The sequence below is a fragment of the Aeromonas sp. S8(2024) genome (assembly GCF_041403085.1).
GTDB lineage: Bacteria > Pseudomonadota > Gammaproteobacteria > Enterobacterales > Aeromonadaceae > Aeromonas > Aeromonas dhakensis.
Window position 1 is genome coordinate 867,150 of record NZ_JBGLRF010000002.1, and the last position, 18,423, is coordinate 885,572.

19 protein-coding genes are annotated in these 18,423 nt (G+C 62.9%); 8 read left to right on the forward strand and 11 right to left on the reverse strand.

Annotated elements, in window-relative coordinates:
* Positions 1 to 11: 11 nt before the first annotated feature.
* The gene (locus ACB031_RS08610; RefSeq protein WP_010633534.1) at positions 12 to 569 is read right to left on the reverse strand and encodes a TMEM165/GDT1 family protein; all 558 of its coding nucleotides are present in this window, start codon (positions 567 to 569) and stop codon (positions 12 to 14) included.
* Positions 570 to 825: 256 nt separating this feature from the next.
* Positions 826 to 1,155: a stress response translation initiation inhibitor YciH gene (locus tag ACB031_RS08615; RefSeq protein WP_279974034.1), complete on the reverse strand. Its 330-nt coding sequence runs from the start codon at positions 1,153 to 1,155 to the stop codon at positions 826 to 828.
* 119 nt (positions 1,156 to 1,274) lie between these two features.
* Here ACB031_RS08615 and ACB031_RS08620 point away from each other — a divergent pair, with 119 nt between their 5' ends.
* The 3 genes from ACB031_RS08620 to ACB031_RS08630 are packed head-to-tail and all read left to right on the forward strand — an operon-like array spanning position 1,275 to position 4,011.
* On the forward strand, positions 1,275 to 1,502 hold the full coding sequence (locus tag ACB031_RS08620; RefSeq protein WP_005302641.1) for a FeoA family protein: 228 nt from the start codon (positions 1,275 to 1,277) through the stop codon (positions 1,500 to 1,502).
* Complete coding sequence (feoB, locus tag ACB031_RS08625) at positions 1,499 to 3,772, forward strand: Fe(2+) transporter permease subunit FeoB (protein ID WP_371139385.1); 2,274 nt, start codon at positions 1,499 to 1,501, stop codon at positions 3,770 to 3,772. Before ACB031_RS08620 ends, feoB begins: the two co-directional genes overlap by 4 nt.
* Positions 3,769 to 4,011, forward strand: a complete 243-nt coding sequence (locus ACB031_RS08630; RefSeq protein ID WP_005302637.1) for a FeoC-like transcriptional regulator — start codon at positions 3,769 to 3,771, stop codon at positions 4,009 to 4,011. Before feoB ends, ACB031_RS08630 begins: the two co-directional genes overlap by 4 nt.
* Before the next feature lie 111 nt (positions 4,012 to 4,122).
* On the opposite strand, the gene ACB031_RS08635 is transcribed toward ACB031_RS08630, so the two are convergent.
* The 4 genes from ACB031_RS08635 to ACB031_RS08650 form a co-directional block, all read right to left on the reverse strand.
* Positions 4,123 to 4,602: a WbuC family cupin fold metalloprotein gene (locus ACB031_RS08635; RefSeq protein WP_371139386.1), complete on the reverse strand. Its 480-nt coding sequence runs from the start codon at positions 4,600 to 4,602 to the stop codon at positions 4,123 to 4,125.
* Positions 4,603 to 4,737: 135 nt separating this feature from the next.
* Positions 4,738 to 6,009, reverse strand: coding sequence for a glucose-1-phosphate adenylyltransferase (glgC, locus tag ACB031_RS08640; RefSeq protein ID WP_252600990.1), 1,272 nt, complete (start codon positions 6,007 to 6,009; stop codon positions 4,738 to 4,740).
* Positions 6,010 to 6,291: 282 nt separating this feature from the next.
* The gene (tapW, locus tag ACB031_RS08645; RefSeq protein ID WP_017766703.1) at positions 6,292 to 7,431 is read right to left on the reverse strand and encodes a type IVa pilus ATPase TapW; all 1,140 of its coding nucleotides are present in this window, start codon (positions 7,429 to 7,431) and stop codon (positions 6,292 to 6,294) included.
* 59 nt (positions 7,432 to 7,490) lie between these two features.
* The gene (locus ACB031_RS08650) at positions 7,491 to 7,847 is read right to left on the reverse strand and encodes a DMT family protein (RefSeq protein ID WP_005302630.1); all 357 of its coding nucleotides are present in this window, start codon (positions 7,845 to 7,847) and stop codon (positions 7,491 to 7,493) included.
* Positions 7,848 to 7,960: 113 nt separating this feature from the next.
* Between ACB031_RS08650 and ACB031_RS08655 the strand changes: the two genes are divergently transcribed.
* The 3 genes from ACB031_RS08655 to ACB031_RS08665 all read left to right on the forward strand — a co-directional run bounded on the left by ACB031_RS08655 (position 7,961) and on the right by ACB031_RS08665 (position 10,571).
* Complete coding sequence (locus ACB031_RS08655; protein WP_371139387.1) at positions 7,961 to 8,692, forward strand: substrate-binding periplasmic protein; 732 nt, start codon at positions 7,961 to 7,963, stop codon at positions 8,690 to 8,692.
* Between the two features lie 99 nt (positions 8,693 to 8,791).
* Positions 8,792 to 9,799, forward strand: a complete 1,008-nt coding sequence (gene btuC / locus ACB031_RS08660; RefSeq protein ID WP_244365699.1) for a vitamin B12 ABC transporter permease BtuC — start codon at positions 8,792 to 8,794, stop codon at positions 9,797 to 9,799.
* Positions 9,786 to 10,571, forward strand: a complete 786-nt coding sequence (locus ACB031_RS08665) for an ATP-binding cassette domain-containing protein (RefSeq protein WP_192897132.1) — start codon at positions 9,786 to 9,788, stop codon at positions 10,569 to 10,571. The genes btuC and ACB031_RS08665 overlap by 14 nt, the downstream gene beginning before the upstream one ends.
* A 79-nt stretch (positions 10,572 to 10,650) precedes the next feature.
* Here ACB031_RS08665 and ACB031_RS08670 read toward each other — a convergent pair whose 3' ends face one another.
* Positions 10,651 to 11,712 (reverse strand): 3-deoxy-7-phosphoheptulonate synthase, encoded by a 1,062-nt coding sequence (locus ACB031_RS08670; protein ID WP_005302620.1) that lies wholly within the window; start codon positions 11,710 to 11,712, stop codon positions 10,651 to 10,653.
* Positions 11,713 to 11,868: 156 nt separating this feature from the next.
* Here ACB031_RS08670 and ACB031_RS08675 point away from each other — a divergent pair, with 156 nt between their 5' ends.
* Entirely contained in the window at positions 11,869 to 12,249 is a 381-nt protein-coding gene (locus ACB031_RS08675) for a diacylglycerol kinase (RefSeq protein ID WP_005302618.1), read from the forward strand.
* 208 nt (positions 12,250 to 12,457) lie between these two features.
* Here the strand turns inward: ACB031_RS08675 and serA are convergent, their stop codons facing one another.
* The 4 genes from serA to ACB031_RS08695 all read right to left on the reverse strand — a co-directional run bounded on the left by serA (position 12,458) and on the right by ACB031_RS08695 (position 16,952).
* On the reverse strand, positions 12,458 to 13,690 hold the full coding sequence (gene serA / locus ACB031_RS08680; RefSeq protein ID WP_005302616.1) for a phosphoglycerate dehydrogenase: 1,233 nt from the start codon (positions 13,688 to 13,690) through the stop codon (positions 12,458 to 12,460).
* Positions 13,691 to 14,050: 360 nt separating this feature from the next.
* On the reverse strand, positions 14,051 to 14,704 hold the full coding sequence (gene rpiA / locus ACB031_RS08685) for a ribose-5-phosphate isomerase RpiA (protein ID WP_017766696.1): 654 nt from the start codon (positions 14,702 to 14,704) through the stop codon (positions 14,051 to 14,053).
* 185 nt (positions 14,705 to 14,889) lie between these two features.
* Entirely contained in the window at positions 14,890 to 15,489 is a 600-nt protein-coding gene (locus ACB031_RS08690) for a 5-formyltetrahydrofolate cyclo-ligase (RefSeq protein ID WP_029300045.1), read from the reverse strand.
* 128 nt (positions 15,490 to 15,617) lie between these two features.
* A complete protein-coding gene (locus ACB031_RS08695) occupies positions 15,618 to 16,952 on the reverse strand; it encodes a Na+/H+ antiporter NhaC family protein (protein ID WP_208201287.1) in 1,335 nt (444 codons plus the stop codon).
* Between the two features lie 310 nt (positions 16,953 to 17,262).
* Between ACB031_RS08695 and dapB the strand changes: the two genes are divergently transcribed.
* Complete coding sequence (gene dapB, locus ACB031_RS08700; RefSeq protein ID WP_017785951.1) at positions 17,263 to 18,075, forward strand: 4-hydroxy-tetrahydrodipicolinate reductase; 813 nt, start codon at positions 17,263 to 17,265, stop codon at positions 18,073 to 18,075.
* The last annotated feature ends 348 nt before the right edge of the window (positions 18,076 to 18,423 follow it).

Genomic DNA, 18,423 nt, shown 5'->3' on the forward strand with positions numbered 1-18,423 from the left:
ATCCGGCCGGGTCAGGCGAACAGCAGGGTGCTCACCCCGAGGCCCACGAACAGGATGGCGCAGGCGATGCGGATCCCCTTGAGGGGCAGGCGATCGGCCCCCAGCTTGCCGAGCAGCACCACCGGCACGTTGGCCAGCATCATGCCAAGGGTGGTGCCGGTGATGACCTGGGTCAGGGAGTCGTACTTGGCTGCCAGCAGCACGGTGGCGATCTGGGTCTTGTCGCCAATTTCGGCGATGAAGAACAGCACGAAGGTGGCCATGAAGGGGCCGTATTTGTCGAGCGGGCTCTCCTCGTCGTCCATCTTGTCCGGCACCAGGATCCAGGCGGCCATGGCGATGAAGGCACCGGCCACCAGGTAGGTCATCACCTTGGGGTCGAGCCAGCGGCTGATGAACTCGCCAAGCCAGGCGGCGCCGGCGTGGTTGAGCAGGGTGGCCGCCAGCATGCCGGCGATGATGGGCCAGGGCTTGCGAAAACGACAGATGAGCAACAGCGCCAGCAGCTGGGTCTTGTCGCCGATTTCGGCGATGGCCACGCTGAGGGTTGAGGTTAACAAGGCTTCCATAAAAATGACCGGGGGACGGAATTGTTATACCTGAGACAAGCCTGCGCCATCCGTCCCCGGTATTGGCACTGGCCCGTCAAAGGTCTTGTCAAATCCGCGGCTGGCGTGGATCACCCTGACCATGGTGAGTTGGCACCAAGTATGTTGATCAGGGTCGCGAACCGGTTTGGGACCGGCTGGCGAGACTACTCCCCCTCGATGGGAGCGGGCATTCTAGGGAAAAAGCGAAAGTGACGCAAGCCGGGCGGCGTCGGGATCAGCCGCCCACCAGCTTGACGCTGAAACCGGCCTTCTCGAGCTCGGCCTTGATCAGATCCCGTTTGTCCCCCTGGATCTCGATCACCCCCTCTTTGAGGCCGCCGCCGGTGCCGCACTTTTTCTTGAGCAGGGTGGCGATGCTCTTTTGCTGGTCGGCCGGCACGCCGTGGATGGTGATGACCCCGGCGCCCTTGCGCCCCTTGGTTTCTCGGCGGATGCGCACCACCCCGTCGGTGGGGAAGGGGGAGGCAGATTGTGGCTGGTGCTGTTCTTTGATGATGCCGCCGTCCGTGCTGTAAACCAGACGGCTGTTGTTGTCGTGACTCATGGCAGTTATTTGTGGGTTAGCTAAGCGGAGTTTGATTTTACTCAAATAAGCGTTGAAAACACGGATTATAATGCCCCAAGTAAAAGAGAATTATTATTGTTTAACTTCAGGAGTCAGTCATGGTACTCGCGCAGTTGTCACCGGGACAGAGTGCTCGCATCAAGAACATGAATCAATTGACCCGTCCCCTGCGGCGCAAGCTGATGGTGATGGGCTTGCTGCCCCAGACTGAAGTCATCTACTTGCGCGCGGCCCCGCTCGGGGATCCGCTGCAGATCCAGTGTCAGGGGATCTGCCTCTCCATGCAGAAAAGCCTTGCCCAGCAAATCGAGGTCGAACCGGTATGAACTACTCCCTGGTAACCGTCGGCAATCCCAATAGCGGCAAGACCTCCCTGTTCAATGCCCTGACCGGGGCCCGCCAGCAGGTGGGCAACTGGAGCGGCGTCACCGTCGACAAGAAGATGGGCGAATTCAGTGCCCAGGGCCACGACTACAAACTGATGGACCTGCCCGGCATCTACAGCCTGGCCAACCAGGAGGGGAGCCTGGACGAGCAGATCGCCAGTCGTTTCGTGGAGGGCCAGCAGCCGGATCTGCTGCTCAACGTCATCGACGCCGCCAACCTGGAGCGCTCCCTCTACCTCACGCTGCAACTGCGCGAGCTGGGGTTGCCCATGGTGGTGGTGCTCAACAAGATGGACATCCTGCAAAAGCGGCGCATCACCATCGACGAGAGCAAGCTCGCCAACACCCTCGGCTGCCCGGTGGTGGCCCTCTCGGCCCACAACCGCCAGCAGGTCGCCGCCTTCAAGAACCAGATCCAGCAGTTCATCGGTCAGCCGCAGCCGGCGCTGTTGCTGGACTACGGCAGCGAGCTGGAAAAAGATCTGGCGGAGCTTGAGACCCTGCTCGCCCCCCACCACCTCACCGCCCGCGGCCGAGCCCTGCGTCTGCTGGAAGAGGATGCGGTGATGCAGGAGACCCTGCTGCCCGGCCAGCAGGCCGCCGCCGCCAACGTGGTGGCCCGCGCTCACCACGGGCAGGATGTGGACCTGCAGCTGGCGGACATCCGCTACGGCCACATCCACCAGTGGGCCGCCCAGGCGTGCCAGCAGAAGGGCAAGCTCACCGCAGCCCAGAGCGAGCGGCTCGATCGGGTGCTGCTCAACCGCTGGTTCGGCATCCCCTTCTTCCTGCTGGTGATGTACCTGATGTTCATGTTCGCCATCAAGGTGGGCAGCGCCTTCATCGACTTCTTCGACATCATGGGCGGCGCCCTGTTTGTCGATGGCGTCCACCACCTGCTGGGACTGGTCCATGCGCCGGACTGGCTGGGGGCCATCCTGGCGGACGGCTTCGGGGTGGGCTTGCAGACCGTCGCCACCTTTATCCCGGTGATCGGCTGCCTCTACCTGTTCCTGGCGGTGCTGGAGAGCTCCGGCTACCTGGCCCGCGCGGCCTTTGTGGTGGATGCCCTGATGCGTCGCCTCGGCCTGCCGGGCAAGGCGTTTGTGCCCATGCTGATGGGCTTTGGCTGCACCGTGCCCTCGGTGATGGCGACCCGCACCCTCAACTCCGAGCGTGAGCGGCTGATGACCTCGGCCATGGCCCCCTTCATGTCGTGCGGTGCCCGCCTGCCGGTCTACGCCCTGTTCGCGGTGGCCTTCTTCCCCGAGTCGGGTCAGAACCTGGTGTTCGGTCTCTACCTCATCGGCATCCTGGTGGCGGTGCTCACCGGCCTGTTGCTGCGCAGCACCCTGCTGCCGGGCAAGAGCGACTCCATGCTGATGGAGATGCCGGACTACGAGTGGCCGCGCCCGGTCAACGTCGGCATCAAGACCTGGCAGAAGCTCAAATCCTTCGTGTTTGGCGCCGGTAAAACCATCGTACTGGTGGTCGCCGTGCTGAGCGTGCTCAACTCGCTCGGTACCGATGGCAGCTTCGGCCACCAGGATCAGGAGAGCTCGGTGCTGAGCAAAATCAGCCAGGCGGTGACCCCGGTGCTGCACCCCATCGGCGTGCGCGACGACAACTGGCAGGCCACGGTCGGCATCGTCACCGGCATCTTCGCCAAAGAGGCGGTGGTCGGCACCCTCAACAGCCTATACGCCGGCAGCGGCGACGGGGAGGAGGAGGCGAGCGAGTTCTCCCTGGCGACCAGCTTCCAGGAGGCGATCGCCGCAGTCGCCACCAACCTGGCCGACATCGACCCGACCGACCCCATGGGGCTGGCGGTGGGCAACCTGGATGACCAGCAGGCCGCCGCCGAGGCGCAGGAGGTGGACGTCTCCACCTACGGCAACATGCAGAGCCACTTTGACGGGGCGGCCGGTGCCTTCGCCTACCTGTTGTTCGTGCTGCTCTACATGCCCTGCGCCGCCGCCATGGGCGCCCTGGTGCGGGAGACCGGCCGCCAGTGGGCCCTGCTGACCGCCGCCTGGTGCAACTACATGGCCTTCATGTGTGCCACCGTCTTCTATCAGCTGGCCACCTTCGCCGCTCACCCCGAGCAGAGCCTGTTCTGGGTGGCGAGCTACGGTCTCTCCCTGCTGCTGCTCTGGTGGCTGGGCCGTCGCCACGGCGACATCGTCGCCCGCAAGGTGGTGGCCCTATGATCCTGCGCGAGCTGGGGGAGTACCTCGCCGCGCAGCAGAAAGCGAGCCGGCGCGAGCTGGCCCGCCACTTCCACACCTCGGAAGATGCGGTGGAGGCCATGCTCGGCGTCTGGATGCGCAAGGGGCGGGTCGCCAAGCGGGAGACCCAGGTGTGCGGCGGCTCCTGCTGCGGTAAGAGCCAGGAGGTGATGTTCGAGTGGTGCGAGCCGGGTCAGATTGGTCTGGTACAAAAGGGTTGAGCTCACGCCCGATAGCCCGCATTCGAATATAAAAAAAGACCCGCCGCTGGCGGGTCTTTTTATTGGCGCGTGTTCGCCCTGTTCGCTGGGTTGGTGTAGAAGGGGGGCAGATCAGCGCCCCGGCCAGCGCTGGCCCAGCTCGGCGTGGCGATACCAGGCCATCAGCGCCTGCTGGCCCTGGATGTCGTCCACCGCCGGTGACCAGGGGGCGAAGTCCTCTTCCCGAAAGGGGGCGTAGGGGCCGTGCTTGACCTCGAAGATGACGGCGCCGGGATCCAGAGATAGCACCGCATGCCAGCTGGCGACGGGGGTCTCCAGCACCGAGGTCTCTTCCCCCAGCACGGCGCGAGCAATGACAGTCCCTTCATCATCGAAATTGAGTACCACGAAGCGCCCTTGCAGCGCGGTGAGCAGCTCCCAGGTCTGCAGGTGGCGATGGGGGCGGATATAGGTGCCCGGCTCCATGGCGATGGCCAGGCGCTGGATGGGGTCGGCCAGCTCCTGATGCAGGTTGTGGTTCATGCGCAGGCGCGGGGAGTGGGCGGCCTCGTCGGCGAGGCTGGCAAGGCGGGCAACATCCAGTTTTTTCATATGCGATTCCATGGTGAGACGAAGGCAAGGGCCGAGGGCAGAGTAGCACGCACCGGGGGCGGCCGGACAAGGCGCGAGCGGTAAGCAAATGTAAAAAGGGAGCCGACAGGGCTCCCGCTTGCCGGCGCGGCGGCATCACAGCCTGGCCAGCATCTCCTGGGTGACCAGCACTATCCCCTGTTCGGAGCGGTAGAAGCGACGGGCATCCTCGCTGGCGTTTTCCCCCACCACCAGTCCTTCCGGTAGCTTGCAGCCCTTGTCGATCACCACCCGGCGCAGCCGGCAGCCCGGGCCTATCTCGACTCCGGGGAAGATCACCGCCTGATCCAGGGTGCAGAAGGAGTCGACCCGCACGTTGGTAAACAGCACCGAGCTCACGATGAAGGAGCCGCTGACGATGGTGCCGCCGGCAAACATGGAGTTGATGGTCATGCCGTGCTGGCCGTTTCTGTCCTGCACGAACTTGGCGGGCGGGGTCATGTTCTGGCTGGTCCAGATGGGCCAGTCCTGATCATAGATGTCGAGCTCGGGGGTGACGGAGGCGAGATCCATGTTGGCCTCCCAGAACGAATCCACCGTGCCCACGTCGCGCCAGTAGGGGCGCTTTTGCGGGCAGCAGCCGACGCAGGACATGCCGAACGGGTGGGCGTAGGCGGTGCCCTCTTGCACCACCCGCGGGATCACGTCCATGCCGAAATCGTGGTGGGAGGCCGGGTTGGCGAGATCCTCTTCCAGCAGCTGGTAGAGGTAGTCCGCCTCGAAGATGTAGATCCCCATGGAGGCCAGCGCGGTGTCGGGCTTGCCCGGCATGGCGGGTGGGTTGGCGGGCTTCTCGACGAAGGCGTTGATCTTGCGATCCCCGTCCACCGCCATTACCCCGAAGGCGCTCGCCTCCTGGCGCGGCACCTCGATACAGGCCACCGTCACCCTGGCCCCCATGTTGACGTGATCGAGCAGCATGGCGGCGTAATCCATCTTGTAGATGTGATCCCCCGCCAGCACCACCACATACTTGGGGCCGTGATCGCGAATGATGTCCAGGTTCTGGTAGACCGCATCGGCGGTGCCGCGATACCAGGTGACCTCGTCCACCCGTTGCTGGGCGGGCAGCAGGTCGATGAACTCGTTCATCTGGTAGCGCAAAAAGGACCAGCCAGACTGCAGGTGGCGCAGCAGGCTGTGGGATTTGTACTGGGTCACCACTCCGACCCGGCGAATGCCGGAGTTGATGCAGTTGGAGAGTACGAAGTCGATGATGCGGAACTTGCCGCCGAAGTGTACTGCCGGTTTCGCCCTGTTGTCCGTCAACTGTTTGAGGCGACTGCCCCGCCCTCCTGCGAGAACCAAGGCCATGGTCTCGTTCAGCAACTGTCTTGACTGTGCTGTATTGGCAGGTTGTAACGACATTTAATACCCCTTTATTGATAGAACTCTTTGATAGTGCCTCCTTTGAAGCCGGTATGAAAGAGCTTTCACTCACACTTCTCGCATGGTTTTTCGGTCAAGTGATGGTTTTGTCATTTTTGATGACAAAATCTGTCGCAGATGGCGCGATAGTTCACCAGATGTCACGGCGGCGCTGGGCAGGCGGGGAGGGCGGTGGCGTTGAAGGGTGGTCAGATGCGGGCGTTTCTTGTGTAAACACCCGCCGAAGCGGGTGTTTACAGGTGCCGTCAGGGGCGGGCGAGGTCAGAACAGATCGTCCTTTTCGTCCTTGGTGGGCTCCAGGCTCCAGCCGGTGGCATCGCTGCTGCTGGCGATCTGGCCCTTCTCCTTCCATAGCTTGATCTTGAGGCGCAGGTTGTTGGCCGAATCGGCGTTCTTCACTGCCTCCTCCTCGTCGATCACCCCTTCCACCACCAGATCGAACAGGGCACTGTCGAAGGTGACCATGCCGAGGGCCTTGGACTTCTCCATCACCTCCTTGAGGCCGCCAAACTCGCCGCGCTTGACCATGTCGCGGATGGTGTGGGTGCCCAGCATGATCTCCACCGCAGCCCGGCGGCCGCCATCAGTGGTTTTCACCAGCCGCTGGGAGACAAACGCCTTGAGGTTGTTGCCAAGATCGTTGAGCAGCTGGGGCCGGCGCTCTTCCGGGAAGAAGTTGATGATGCGGTCCAGCGCTTGGTTGGCGTTGTTGGCGTGCAGGGTGGAGATGGCCAGGTGGCCGGTCTCCGAGAAGGCCAGCGCATGCTCCATGGTTTCGCGATCGCGAATTTCGCCGATAAGGATCACGTCCGGCGCCTGGCGCAGGGTGTTTTTCAGGGCGGCGTGGAAGCTGCGGGTATCCACCCCCACCTCTCGCTGGTTGATGATGCTCTTGCGGTGGCGGTGCACGAACTCCACCGGATCCTCGATGGTGATGATGTGGCCGCCGCTGTTGCGGTTGCGATGGTCGATAAGGGCTGCGAGCGAGGTGGATTTGCCCGAACCGGTGCCGCCGACGAACAGCACCAGCCCCCGTTTCTCCATGATGGTGTCGAGCAGCACGGTGGGCAGTTTCAAGTCCTCGAAGCGAGGGATCTCGGTCTTGATGTTGCGCGCCACCAGGGAGACTTCGTTGCGCTGCTTGAAGATGTTGATCCGAAAGCGCCCTATCTGGGGCAGGGAGATGGCGAGGTTCATCTCCAGCTCCTTCTCAAACTGCTGCTTCTGCTCGCCGTCCATGATGGCGTCGGCTATGCTGGCCACCTCGCCGGGCTCGAGCGGCGTCTCGCTCAAGGGGCGCAGGCCGCCGTTGAACTTGGCACAGGGGGGCGCGCCGGTCGACAGATAGAGGTCTGAGCCGTCCTGCTTGGCCAGGATCTGTAGCATGTCTCGCAATTCCATGGTTTTTGCCTCGTCTATCAAGGAGATGCCTTGCTGGGGATGTTATTGAGTGTACAGCGTCAGGCGCCGGTGAGTTTCTCGCGAAAGACAAAAAAGACCGCGCCCAGGATGCACAGGCCAGCCCACAGGTAATCCCATTTCAGATCCTCTTTCAGATAGAAGATGGAGAAGGGGACGAACACGGTGAGGGTGATCACCTCCTGCAGGATCTTGAGCTGGCCGACGGAGAGCACGGTATGGCCGATGCGGTTGGCGGGTACCTGCAGCAGGTATTCGAACAGCGCTATTCCCCAGCTCACCAGGGCGGCGATGATCCAGGGTTTGTGATTCATACTCTTGAGGTGGGCGTACCAGGCGAAGGTCATGAAGACGTTGCTGCACAGCAGCAGGCCGATGCTGGTAAAGATAGGGTTCATTAGGTTCTCCTTAAAAATCAATCGCATTTTATCGCCGAACCATGGGTTCTCATAAGTGGGGCGGCAGGGTATTTTTAATCCATCAAGGATGAAGAGACAGAGGGTTGTACGAGATGGGCAAGACAAGCTGGGCTGTGCTTGGTCTGCTGTTTGCCTGCCAGGTGCACGGTGCGCCGACCCTGACGGTAGCCACCGATGTCTGGCCACCGTTTCGAATTGAAATGCCGGACGGTCGGCTGGGCGGACTGGACATGGATATCTTGCAGCAGTTGCAGCGGCGCAGCGGCATCCGCTTCGAAGTGAAGCAGGTCCCCTGGGGGCGGGCGCTCAAACAGATGCAGACCGGCCAGGTGGACCTGATGATCGGGCTGGCGATGACGGCGGAACGGGCGACTTTCATCGACTATCTGCAGCCGGCCTATTACCAGTGCCGGCCCGCCTTTTATGGCAAGGGAACTGAGGTCTCGACTCTGCGCAGCTATGCCGATCTGCAGGGGCACAGGGTGGGTTACGTGCTCAACTCGGCCTATTTCGAACCGTTCGATTCCGACAGCCGGCTCGACAAGCACGGGGTACCCACCGAGGAGCAACTGCTGCGCATGGTGCAGCGCGGCCATCTGCCGTTGATGATCGGCACCGACTGCCAGGTGGACTATGCCCTGAGCCGGGGCAAGGAGGCGGGGCTGCGCAAGGCGGCCTACCAGCCATCCCAGCCCGTGGTGCTCTATCTGGGCATGAGCAAGCGCTCTCCCCATCAGGCGCTGCAGCAACCGCTGGCACTGGCCCTGCAGGAGCTGGTGGCAAGCGGTGACATTGCCATCCTCGCCAAGCCTTACCAACCTTGACCTTGGGTGGTAACACGCTGTTATCATGACCTTTTCATGCTGGTGCCCGGTGGCTGACGCCGCCTGGGCACGGGTCACTCTCACCTTCGGGGAGCCTCTGTGTATCTCTCTTTGCTCGCCCGCCAGCAGCGCTGGCAGCGGCGCTGGTTGCTCGGCCTGCTGCTGCTGACCCTGGCGCTGTTTCTCTTCTCCCTGATCTGGGGCGAATTCCTGCTGTTGCCCTGGCACCCCTTGGGGGAGCTCGAGCAGCGCATTCTGCTGGAGCTGCGCCTGCCGCGCGCCCTGCTGGCCCTGCTGGCGGGGGCTGCGCTCGCCTGCGGTGGCGCCGTGCTGCAGGTGATGTTGCACAACCCGGTGGCCGAACCCGGCCTGCTCGGCGTCTCGAGCGGGGCGGGACTGGCCGCCATGGTGGCGATGGCGGTGGCCAAGGCCCTCGGCGTCTATCTGTCGGGCTGGGGGTTGTCGCTGGCGGCCTTTGGCGGCGCCCTGCTGGTGACCATGCTGCTTATCCGGCTGGCGCGCCGGGCCCGGCTCGGTCATGCCAGGCTGCTGCTGTTTGGGGTCGCCATCGGCATCCTCAGCAACGCCGCCATGACCTGGCTGATGTACTTTGCCGATGACGGCTCCTTGCGTGAATTCATGTTCTGGATGATGGGGAGCCTCGCCTATGGCAGCCAGCAATTCGCCTGGTGGTGGCTGCTGTTCCCGCTTGCTCTCGGCTGGCTCGGCTGGCAGGGCAAGGCGCTGCAGCAACTGCTGCTGGGAGAGACCCAGGCCCGTCTGATGGGGCTCGATGTGGACAAGATGCGGGTGCGGCTGGTGCTGGCGGTCTGCCTGCTCACCGGGATGGCGGTGGCACTGTGCGGCGTCATCGGCTTCGTCGGGCTGGTGGTGCCCCATCTGCTGCGCCTGTGTGGCGGCAGCGATCAGCGCTTCCTGCTGCCCGCCTCGGCGCTGGGGGGCGGCGCCCTGCTGCTGGCGGCCGATCTCATCGCCCGCTCCGCCCTGCGAGCGGGGGAGCTGCCCATCGGGGTCATCACCGCCTCGGTCGGCGCCCCGCTCTTCATCTATCTGTTGTTGAGGCAAGATGCCCATGCCAGCACCTGATCACCCCGGGAGCCAGCCACCCTTGCTGGCGGCCCGCGCCCTCGCCGTCGCCAACCGGCTCGCCCCCCTCGACCTTGCCTGGCAGGGTGGCCAGCTGGTGGCCCTGCTCGGACCCAACGGCAGCGGCAAGTCGACCCTGCTCGGCGCCTTGGCCGGCCTCTTGTCGGGGCAAGGGGAGGTGCGCATCGGCGGCGAGTCGCTGGCGGACTTGAGCTGGCCGGAACTGGCGCAGCGGCGCGCCATGCTGCCTCAGCGCCAGCCCCAGCTGTTCCATATCCCGGTGTTTCAGGTGCTGAGCCTGGGGCTCGATGAGGCTCAACCTGCGGCCAGGCAGAACGAGGCTATTCAGGCGCTGTGTCAGGCGCTGGAGCTGGAAGCCTTGCTGGCGCGGGACTTCAGCCGGCTGTCTGGCGGAGAGCAGCAGCGGGTGCTGATCGCCCGCACCCTGCTGCAGGTGTGGCCGAGCCTCAACCCGGATGGCCGGATACTGCTGCTGGACGAGCCGCTGGCCGGGCTCGATCTGCACCATCAACTGGCGCTGCTGCGGCTGCTCAAGCAGCTGGCCGGGCAGGGGCTGCTGGTGGTGCTCGCCATCCACGACATCAACCTGGCCATCGACTGGGCCGATCGCCTGCTCTGTCTGCAACAGGGCCGGGTGGTACGGGAGGGGGGCGTCGAGCTGGTGGACGAGGCGCTGCTGGCACAGGTATTCCAGATCAAGACCGAGCGTATCGAGGCGGGCGGCCGGGTCTGGTTTATGCCCAGTTTGTAGGAGCGGGGCGCGGCCTAGTCGGCCGCCCAAGAAAAAGGGGCCAGTATCGAACATACTGGCCCCTTTGCTTATTGGCTGTTCAGCCCAGCTTGTGCAGGCGCACCTGGGCGGCCTCGGCCAGCATGGCCAGCAGGGTCTCGGTGTCGCTCCAGGAGAGGCAGGCATCGGTGATGCTCTGGCCGAAGGTGGCGGCGCAGCCGTTCTCCACATCCTGCCGCCCTTCCACCAGGAAGCTCTCGGCCATGATACCGGCGATGCCGGTGCGGCCGCGGCGCAGCTGATCGCAGATGTCCTGCGCCACCAGCAGCTGGCGACGGTGATCCTTCATGCTGTTGCCGTGGCTGAAATCCACCACCAGCCGCTCGGGCAGGCCGACGTCGGCCAGCGCTTCGCACGCTTCATCGATGCTGGCGGTATCGTAGTTGGGTCTGTGGCCGCCGCGCAGGATCACGTGGCCATAGGGGTTGCCGGCGGTGCGGTAGATGGTCATCTTGCCGTCCTTGTCCGGGGAGTAGAAGATGTGGCTGTGACGGGCGGCACGCACCGCATCGATGGCGATGCGGGTGTTGCCGTCGGTGCCGTTCTTGAAGCCGACCGGGCAGGAGAGGGCGGAGGCCATCTCGCGGTGCACCTGGGATTCGGTGGTGCGCGCGCCGATGGCGCCCCAGGTGATGAGGTCGCTGATGTACTGGCCGGTCACCATGTCGAGGAACTCGGTGGCGGTGGGCATGCCGAGGGCGTTGATGTCCACCAGCAGCTTGCGGGCCAGTTTCAGCCCTTCGTTGACGTCGAAGCTGCCATCGAGGCGCGGATCATTGATGAGGCCTTTCCAGCCGACGATGGTGCGCGGCTTCTCGAAATAGGTACGCATCACGATGCACAGGCTCTCTTTATACTGCTGGCGCAGGGCATTGAGGCGCAGGGCATACTCGTGGGCGGCGGCCGGATCGTGAATGGAGCAGGGACCGACGATGACCAGCAGGCGCTGATCCTCACCGGCCAGGATCGCTTCCACTTCGCGGCGGGCATCCAGCAGATTCTGGGCAACGGTGTCGCTTAACGGGAAGGCGTGCGCCAGCTCGCTGGGAGTGATCAGGGACTCCAGGCGACGGGTGCGCAATTCATCGGTGTGAATGGACATACGACTCGATTCTCGAAATGGGTGGCGTGGGCAGTAGCAATGACTGAGTGCCAGAAAAGGCAAAGGGATAAAATAAAGCAAAAAACCCCTGATGGAAACCTCGAGGGGCTCTGATAGGATGTGAGCCCCAAAACGATTCCAAATGAGGTAGATAGCGTGGCAAAGCCAGGGGCAACCGGGGTCACCCGCATCATCAATGCAACCGGTTACAGCATGAAGGGGCTCAAGTCAGCCTGGATCAACGAGGCCGCTTTCCGGCAGGAGCTGATGCTGATCCTGCTGCTGATGCCGCTGGCGTTCTGGATCGGCGATACCCTCGATCAAATCCTGCTGCTCATCTGCATCAGCTGGCTGGTGGTGATCGTCGAGGTGCTCAACTCCGCCGTCGAGGCGGTGGTGGATCGCATCGGCTCCGAACATCACGAGCTCTCCGGTCGCGCCAAGGATCTGGGCTCCGCCGCCGTCTTCATCGCACTGGCCCTCAACGCCTTGGTGTGGGGCGCCCTGGTGGGCCGCAACCTGCTGGGGTGGTGGTAAGCCGGGCCTCATTGTCTGTCGCGTATTTTCCCGCTCTCTTTGCAAGAGGGCCGGATGAGGGAGGTTTCATCTCCCCCTCATCCCCAACCCTTCTCCCGCGAGGGGAGAAGGGGGCAAAGGCGCAACGACGCGGATCTGCGTTGCGCATCGCAGCATAAAAAAGCCCGTCGTTGCGACGGGCTTTTTGCTGTTCTGAAAAACGGGTCTATCAGTGGAGGATGCGGGCACGGATGGTGCCGCCGATCTCCTTGAGCTTGGCCAGCGCCTTCTCGCTGTGCTCGGTCTCCACGTCGATCACCACGTAGCCGATGTGGCTGCTGGTCTGCAGGTATTGACCGGCGATGTTGATCCCCTCGTCGGCGAAGATCTGGTTGATCTGGTTCATCACGCCAGGCTGGTTGCGGTGAATGTGCAGCAGGCGGCTGGAGCCCTTGTGACCCGGCAGGGAGACTTCAGGGAAGTTGACGGCGGAGAGGGTAGAGCCGTTGTCGGAGTATTTGACCAGCTTGTTGGCCACTTCCAGCCCGATGTTCTCCTGGGCCTCCTGAGTGGAGCCGCCGATGTGCGGGGTCAGGATCACGTTGTCCAGGCCGCGCAGCGGGGTGAGGAACTCCTCGTCGTTGGACTTGGGCTCGACCGGGAAGACGTCGATGGCTGCGCCGGCGAGGTGGCCGCTCTTGATGACGTCGGCCAGGGCATCGATGTCCACCACTGTGCCGCGGGAGGCGTTGATGAAGATGGCGCCCGGTTTCATCATGCGCAGTTGCTCGGCACCGATGAGATCCTTGGTGGAGGCGGTCTCAGGCACGTGCAGGCTGATGACGTCGGACATGTTGAGCAGCTCGACCATGCTCGGCACCTGGATGGCGTTGCCGAGCGAGAGCTTGTTCTCGATGTCGTAGTAGTAGACCTTCATGCCTATGCTCTCGGCGATGATGCCAAGCTGGGTGCCGATGTGGCCGTAGCCGATGATGCCGAGCTTCTTGCCGCGGGCTTCCACCGAGCGGTTGGCCAGCTTTTCCCACACACCGCGATGGCACTTGGCGTTCTTCTCCGGGATGCCGCGCAGCAGCAGCAGGATCTCCCCCAGCACCAGTTCGGCCACCGAGCGGGTGTTGGAGAAGGGGGCGTTGAACACCGGGATGCCGCGCAGGTGGGCGGCATCCAGGGAGACCTGGTTGGTGCCGATGCAGAAGCAGCCGATGGCCACCAGCTTGTTGGCGGCATCCAGCACCTTCTCGGTGATCTGGGTGCGCGAGCGCAGCCCTACGAAATGCACGTCACGAATACGCTCGATCAGCTCTTCTTCGGAGAGAGAGGTCTTCAGATACTCCACACTGGTGTAACCTGCGGCACGAAAGGTTTCCACTGTATTGGGGTGAACCCCCTCCAGCAGCAGCACCTTGATTTTATCCTTGTCCAGTGAAAACTTGGCGGTCATGACGATCCCTCTATGTTTGCAAAAGTGAGTGCAGATATGGTGTGTGAAGAAAACCGTAAAGTAGCAAAAACGTTGGGGAGAGGGAATATTTGTGACGAAAGTCAAATTCTTTGAAGTTTTCAACGATAGTTGTAAACGAGGGTTTGCAACTCATTGAGCAACAAATAAAAACGGCGCCATGGGGCGCCGTCTTTCATTGCGAAGGGATCATGGGTGACCTGATCCTGTCCATCGGAGGTCAGCTGATGATCACGCCGTCCGGGGTGCCGATCACCACCACGTCTGCCCCGCGGTGGGCAAACAGACCGTTGGTGACGGTGCCTACCATGATGCCGTTGAGCTGCGTTTTGGCAGACAACCTTATTGGGTGATGACTCCGTCGGGAGTACCAATCACCACCACGTCTGCCCCGCGATGGGCAAACAGACCGTTGGTGACGGTGCCAACGATGGCGTTGAGCTGCACTTCCAGCCCCTTGGCATCTGTGATGGCCATGCCTTTCACGTCCAGGATGTGGTTGCCGTTGTCGGTGACCACCCCTTCACGCCAGACCGGGTTGCCGCCGAGTTTCTTGATCTCGCGGGCCACGTATTCGCGGGCCATGGGGATCACTTCCACCGGCAGCGGGAAGGTGCCGAGCACGTCGACCGTCTTGGTGTTGTCGATGATGCAGATGAACTTGTCGGCCACGGCGGCGACGATCTTCTCGCGGGTCAGGGCCGCGCCGCCGCCCTTGATCATGTCGCGGGTGCCGTTGATCTCGTCGGCACCGTCCACGTAGACGGAGAGGGCGTCGATCTCGTTGAGGTCATATACAGGGATGCCGAAGCCCTTGAGGCGTTCGGTGGAGGCCACGGAGCTGGATACCGCTCCCTTGATCTCGTCCTTCATGGTCGCCAGTGCATCGATGAAGTGGTTGACGGTAGAGCCGGTGCCTACCCCGACGATGGTGCCGGGAACCACATACTTGAGCGCAGCCCAACCGGCCGCCTTCTTCATTTCATCTTGAGTCATGATCGATCCTTTGGAAAAAAGCGGCCGCATTATATCCAAGGCGCCACCCCAGAGCGACCACCCAGCTCACGTTCCGGGCCAAAAACCCGCAAGATGTAAATCGTTTGCCTGTTTATTGCGCCATGTCATTGCACACATGGTTGTGTCAGCAAGAGCCGATCAGTGCGGCAAGGCCGCTTCCGGCCTCAGTCGGGAAAGTGCCAGCAGCGGCTGGGGGTGATGATCTGGGGCAGCGGCACGTCCCACTCCTCCTGCGGCACCGCGTCCACCTGCTGGCAGTCGTGGGCGAGTCCCAGCGGCTTGGGACCGAGCCTGTGCTCGTGCCAGCAGGCGAGGGTGCGATCATAGTAGCCGCCGCCCATGCCGAGCCGGTTGCCTGCCGCGTCGAACGCCACCAGCGGCGTACAAATCAGATCGAGGGTGCTGTGGGGCACCACCTGCTGCATGTCGAGCTCAGGTTCGGCGATGCCGTAACGGTTTCGGGTCATGGGACTGGTAGCGGTGTAGCGCAAGAAGAGCAGGTGGCCCGGGGTGAAGGGGTGCAACACCGGCAGATAGACCTCTTTTTGCTGGGCCCACAGCCAGTGGATGGCGGGCAGGGGGTTGAGCTCGCCGTCGTTGGCCAGATAGAGGGCGATACGTTTGGCCGCCAGGATCTCGGGATGCTGCTTGAACTGGGCAACCAGCTGCTGGGCCGCCTGCTGCTGCTCGGCCTGGGTCAGGCTCTTTCTGCGCTGACGGATGAGCTGGCGCAGGGATTGTCTTTCAGGCTGGGTATCCGGCATGGGGGCTCCTCTGATGAACGGGCGACGGGGCGATACGTGGATCGCACTGGCAGGCGATCACCTTAACAAGGCCGCGCCGGGTTGAACAGCGCGGCTCGGCCGCCGGGTGGGACCCGGCGGCCGCACTATCAGACGTGGGCGGTTTTGCGCATCTGGTGCTTGACGAACACCGCCACCAGGGCGGCCAGCGCCAGCGCCATGGGGTAGAAGCTCATGCTCACCACCGCCAGCGGCGAGAGGGCGAAGATGGAGCCCAGCAGCAGCGCCTGGGCGCCCCAGGGGATCAGCCCCTGCACCACGCAGGAGAAGATGTCGAGCATGGAGGCGGCGCGGCGCGGGGTTACCCCGTGGTGATCCGCCAGATCCTTGGCCACCTTGCTGGCGACGATAATGGCCACCGTGTTGTTGGCGGTGCAGAGGTTGGTGAGGCCCACCACCCCGGCGATGCCGAGCTCGGCCGCCTTCTCGTTCTGCTCGCCGTCGTGCTGACGGGTGAAGCGGGCGATGAGGGCGCTGATGCGGGTGCTGATCCAGGCCAGCCCCCCCTGGCGTTCCATCAGGGCGCCGAGGCCGCCGATCAGCATGGAGAGCAGGAAGATCTCCTGCATGCCAGTGAAGCCCTGATAGATGTCCTTGCTGAACTGGCCGAGGGGGTAATCCCCCAGCAGACCGACCCCGCCAGCGGCCACAATGCCGAGCCCCAGCACCATGAAGACGTTCATGCCAGAGAGGGCCAGCACCAGGATCAGCAGGTAGGGCATCACCTTGAGCAGCTCGATATGGGCCTCGGTGGCGGGGGCATCCCCGACCGACCCCAGGGTCAGATAGAGCAGGATCACGCCGATGGCGGCCGGGGCGGCAATCTTGAAGTTCTCGCGAAACTTGTCCTTCATCTCGCAGCCCTGGCTGCGGGTGGCCGCAATGGTGGTGTCGGAGATGATGGAGAGGTTGTCGCCAAACATGGCGCCGGAGAGGATGGTGCCCGCCATCAGCACAGGATCGATGCCGGCGGCCTGGGCCACACCCAGCGCCACCGGTGCCACGGCGCCTATGGTGCCCATGGAGGTGCCCATGGCGGTGGCGATGAAGGCGGAGATGAGGAACAGCCCAGGCAGCAGGAACCAGCCGGGGATGAGGGAGAGGCCAAGGGCGACCGTGGCATCCACCCCGCCGGTGGCCTTGGCCACGGTGGCGAAGGCGCCTGCCAGCAGATAGATGAGGCACATCGCCATGATGTTGCTGTCACCGACCCCCTTGAAGAAGGTCTCGAGGTTCTTGTTGAACCCCTCCTTGCCCAGCACCAGCGCCAGCATGACGGCGGGGAGGGCGGCGACGGGGGCGGGCAGCTGATAGAAGGCGAACTCGACCCCCTGCAGGGTCAGCCAGGTGCCGGTACCGATAAAGAGAGCAAGAAAGACCAGCAGAGGCAGCAGGGCTCTGGCGCTGGGTTGAGTCTGGATCATGTGTTCCTCGATGGTTGTACATGACCTCCCTGTCTCAGCCAGCCCGCAGTGGGGTGAGCGTGGCGGGCATCCTGCCGCTATGGGGTGCCTACAGTAGTGAGTCGCGCCCGCCCGGTCAAGATAGACGTCCAGATGGATGCTGCTTTTTGTCTGGTGATTTTGTTGAATTGATTAAATCCGTGAAATATTCGGATTTCAGTAAATATGTTGTTGATTTTTCGGGTGGTGGACGACGGCCACGGCGGGCTTTTCAAAGCGGGCGCAGGCTGGTAAAACGGTCTCTTTCCTTAATAGAGATGAGAGGGTGGAGATGGACAATCCGATCCGTGTGGCCGTGATGGGCTGTAATGGTCGTATGGGCAAGGTGCTGCTGGAGGCGATCAGCCATGCCGAGGGCGTGGTGGTCGGGGCGGCGCTGGAGCGACCTGGCTCCGCCGTGATCGGGCTGGATGCCGGCGAACTCAACGGGCTGGGTCGGCTAGGTGTCATCATCAGCGACAGCCTGGACAAGGTACGGGACGAGTTTGATCTCATCATCGACTTCACCCGCCCCGAGGTGACCCTGGCCAACCTGGCCTTCGCCCGGGCCCATCACAAGCAGATGGTGATCGGCACCACCGGCTTTGACGACGCGGGCAAGGCGGCGCTCCAGGCCGCCGCCGGCGAGATCGGCATCGTCTTCGCCTCCAACTACTCGGTGGGCGTCAACCTGGTGTTCAAGCTGCTGGAGCAGGCCGCCAAGGTGATGGGGGATTACACCGACATCGAGATCATCGAGGGGCACCACAGACACAAGGTGGATGCCCCGTCCGGCACCGCCCTCTCCATGGGGGAGGTGGTGGCCAAGACGCTGGGACGTGACTTGAAAGAGTGCGCCGTCTACGGCCGCGAGGGGATCACCGGCGAGCGGGATCGCAACACCATCGGCTTTGCCACCATTCGCGCCGGCGATCTGGTGGGGGAGCACACCGTCATGTTTGCCGACATCGGCGAGCGGGTGGAGATCAGCCACAAGGCCTCCAGTCGTCTCACCTTCGCCAACGGTGCGGTGCGCGCCGGCAAGTGGCTCAAGGGGCAGGGAGCCGGCCTCTATGACATGCAGGACGTGCTCGGCCTCAAGTAACCACATCCACTGACATCACGGCACCCGTGGTGTGCACGAAGGGGCTGCCCGGCCCGTCGTCTGCTCAAAACCCCGCTCATGCGGGGTTTTTTATTGGTGATTTTGTATAAATACCGCTTACACGGTGATTTTTGCACGAAACGAGATAAATCGCCCCTCTCTGCTGTTTTACCGGATCCTGCATTGCATGAATGTCATCGGCTGGTAACGAAAATGGGCCTCAATAGCCCCTGCCAGGGCATTTTTTTACATCCATCAAAACAGACTAAAAATTCAAACGCAGAAAAACGTTTTCCATTTTTCAAGGCCACTAATCCTCCCTAAAAAAGCTGATTGCAGGCTTTGAGA

Excerpts from the sequence above, each read along its gene's own strand:
- ACB031_RS08610 (WP_010633534.1), bottom strand. The coding sequence starts at position 569 with ATGGAAGCCTTGTTAACCTCAACCCTCAGCGTGGCCATCGCCGAAATC.
- ACB031_RS08615 (WP_279974034.1), bottom strand. The coding sequence starts at position 1,155 with ATGAGTCACGACAACAACAGCCGTCTGGTTTACAGCACGGACGGCGGC.
- ACB031_RS08620 (WP_005302641.1), top strand. The coding sequence starts at position 1,275 with ATGGTACTCGCGCAGTTGTCACCGGGACAGAGTGCTCGCATCAAGAAC.
- feoB (WP_371139385.1), top strand. The coding sequence starts at position 1,499 with ATGAACTACTCCCTGGTAACCGTCGGCAATCCCAATAGCGGCAAGACC.
- ACB031_RS08630 (WP_005302637.1), top strand. The coding sequence starts at position 3,769 with ATGATCCTGCGCGAGCTGGGGGAGTACCTCGCCGCGCAGCAGAAAGCG.
- ACB031_RS08635 (WP_371139386.1), bottom strand. The coding sequence starts at position 4,602 with ATGAAAAAACTGGATGTTGCCCGCCTTGCCAGCCTCGCCGACGAGGCC.
- glgC (WP_252600990.1), bottom strand. The coding sequence starts at position 6,009 with ATGTCGTTACAACCTGCCAATACAGCACAGTCAAGACAGTTGCTGAAC.
- tapW (WP_017766703.1), bottom strand. The coding sequence starts at position 7,431 with ATGGAATTGCGAGACATGCTACAGATCCTGGCCAAGCAGGACGGCTCA.
- ACB031_RS08650 (WP_005302630.1), bottom strand. The coding sequence starts at position 7,847 with ATGAACCCTATCTTTACCAGCATCGGCCTGCTGCTGTGCAGCAACGTC.
- ACB031_RS08655 (WP_371139387.1), top strand. The coding sequence starts at position 7,961 with ATGGGCAAGACAAGCTGGGCTGTGCTTGGTCTGCTGTTTGCCTGCCAG.
- ACB031_RS08665 (WP_192897132.1), top strand. The coding sequence starts at position 9,786 with ATGCCAGCACCTGATCACCCCGGGAGCCAGCCACCCTTGCTGGCGGCC.
- ACB031_RS08670 (WP_005302620.1), bottom strand. The coding sequence starts at position 11,712 with ATGTCCATTCACACCGATGAATTGCGCACCCGTCGCCTGGAGTCCCTG.
- serA (WP_005302616.1), bottom strand. The coding sequence starts at position 13,690 with ATGACCGCCAAGTTTTCACTGGACAAGGATAAAATCAAGGTGCTGCTG.
- rpiA (WP_017766696.1), bottom strand. The coding sequence starts at position 14,704 with ATGACTCAAGATGAAATGAAGAAGGCGGCCGGTTGGGCTGCGCTCAAG.
- ACB031_RS08690 (WP_029300045.1), bottom strand. The coding sequence starts at position 15,489 with ATGCCGGATACCCAGCCTGAAAGACAATCCCTGCGCCAGCTCATCCGT.
- ACB031_RS08695 (WP_208201287.1), bottom strand. The coding sequence starts at position 16,952 with ATGATCCAGACTCAACCCAGCGCCAGAGCCCTGCTGCCTCTGCTGGTC.
- dapB (WP_017785951.1), top strand. The coding sequence starts at position 17,263 with ATGGACAATCCGATCCGTGTGGCCGTGATGGGCTGTAATGGTCGTATG.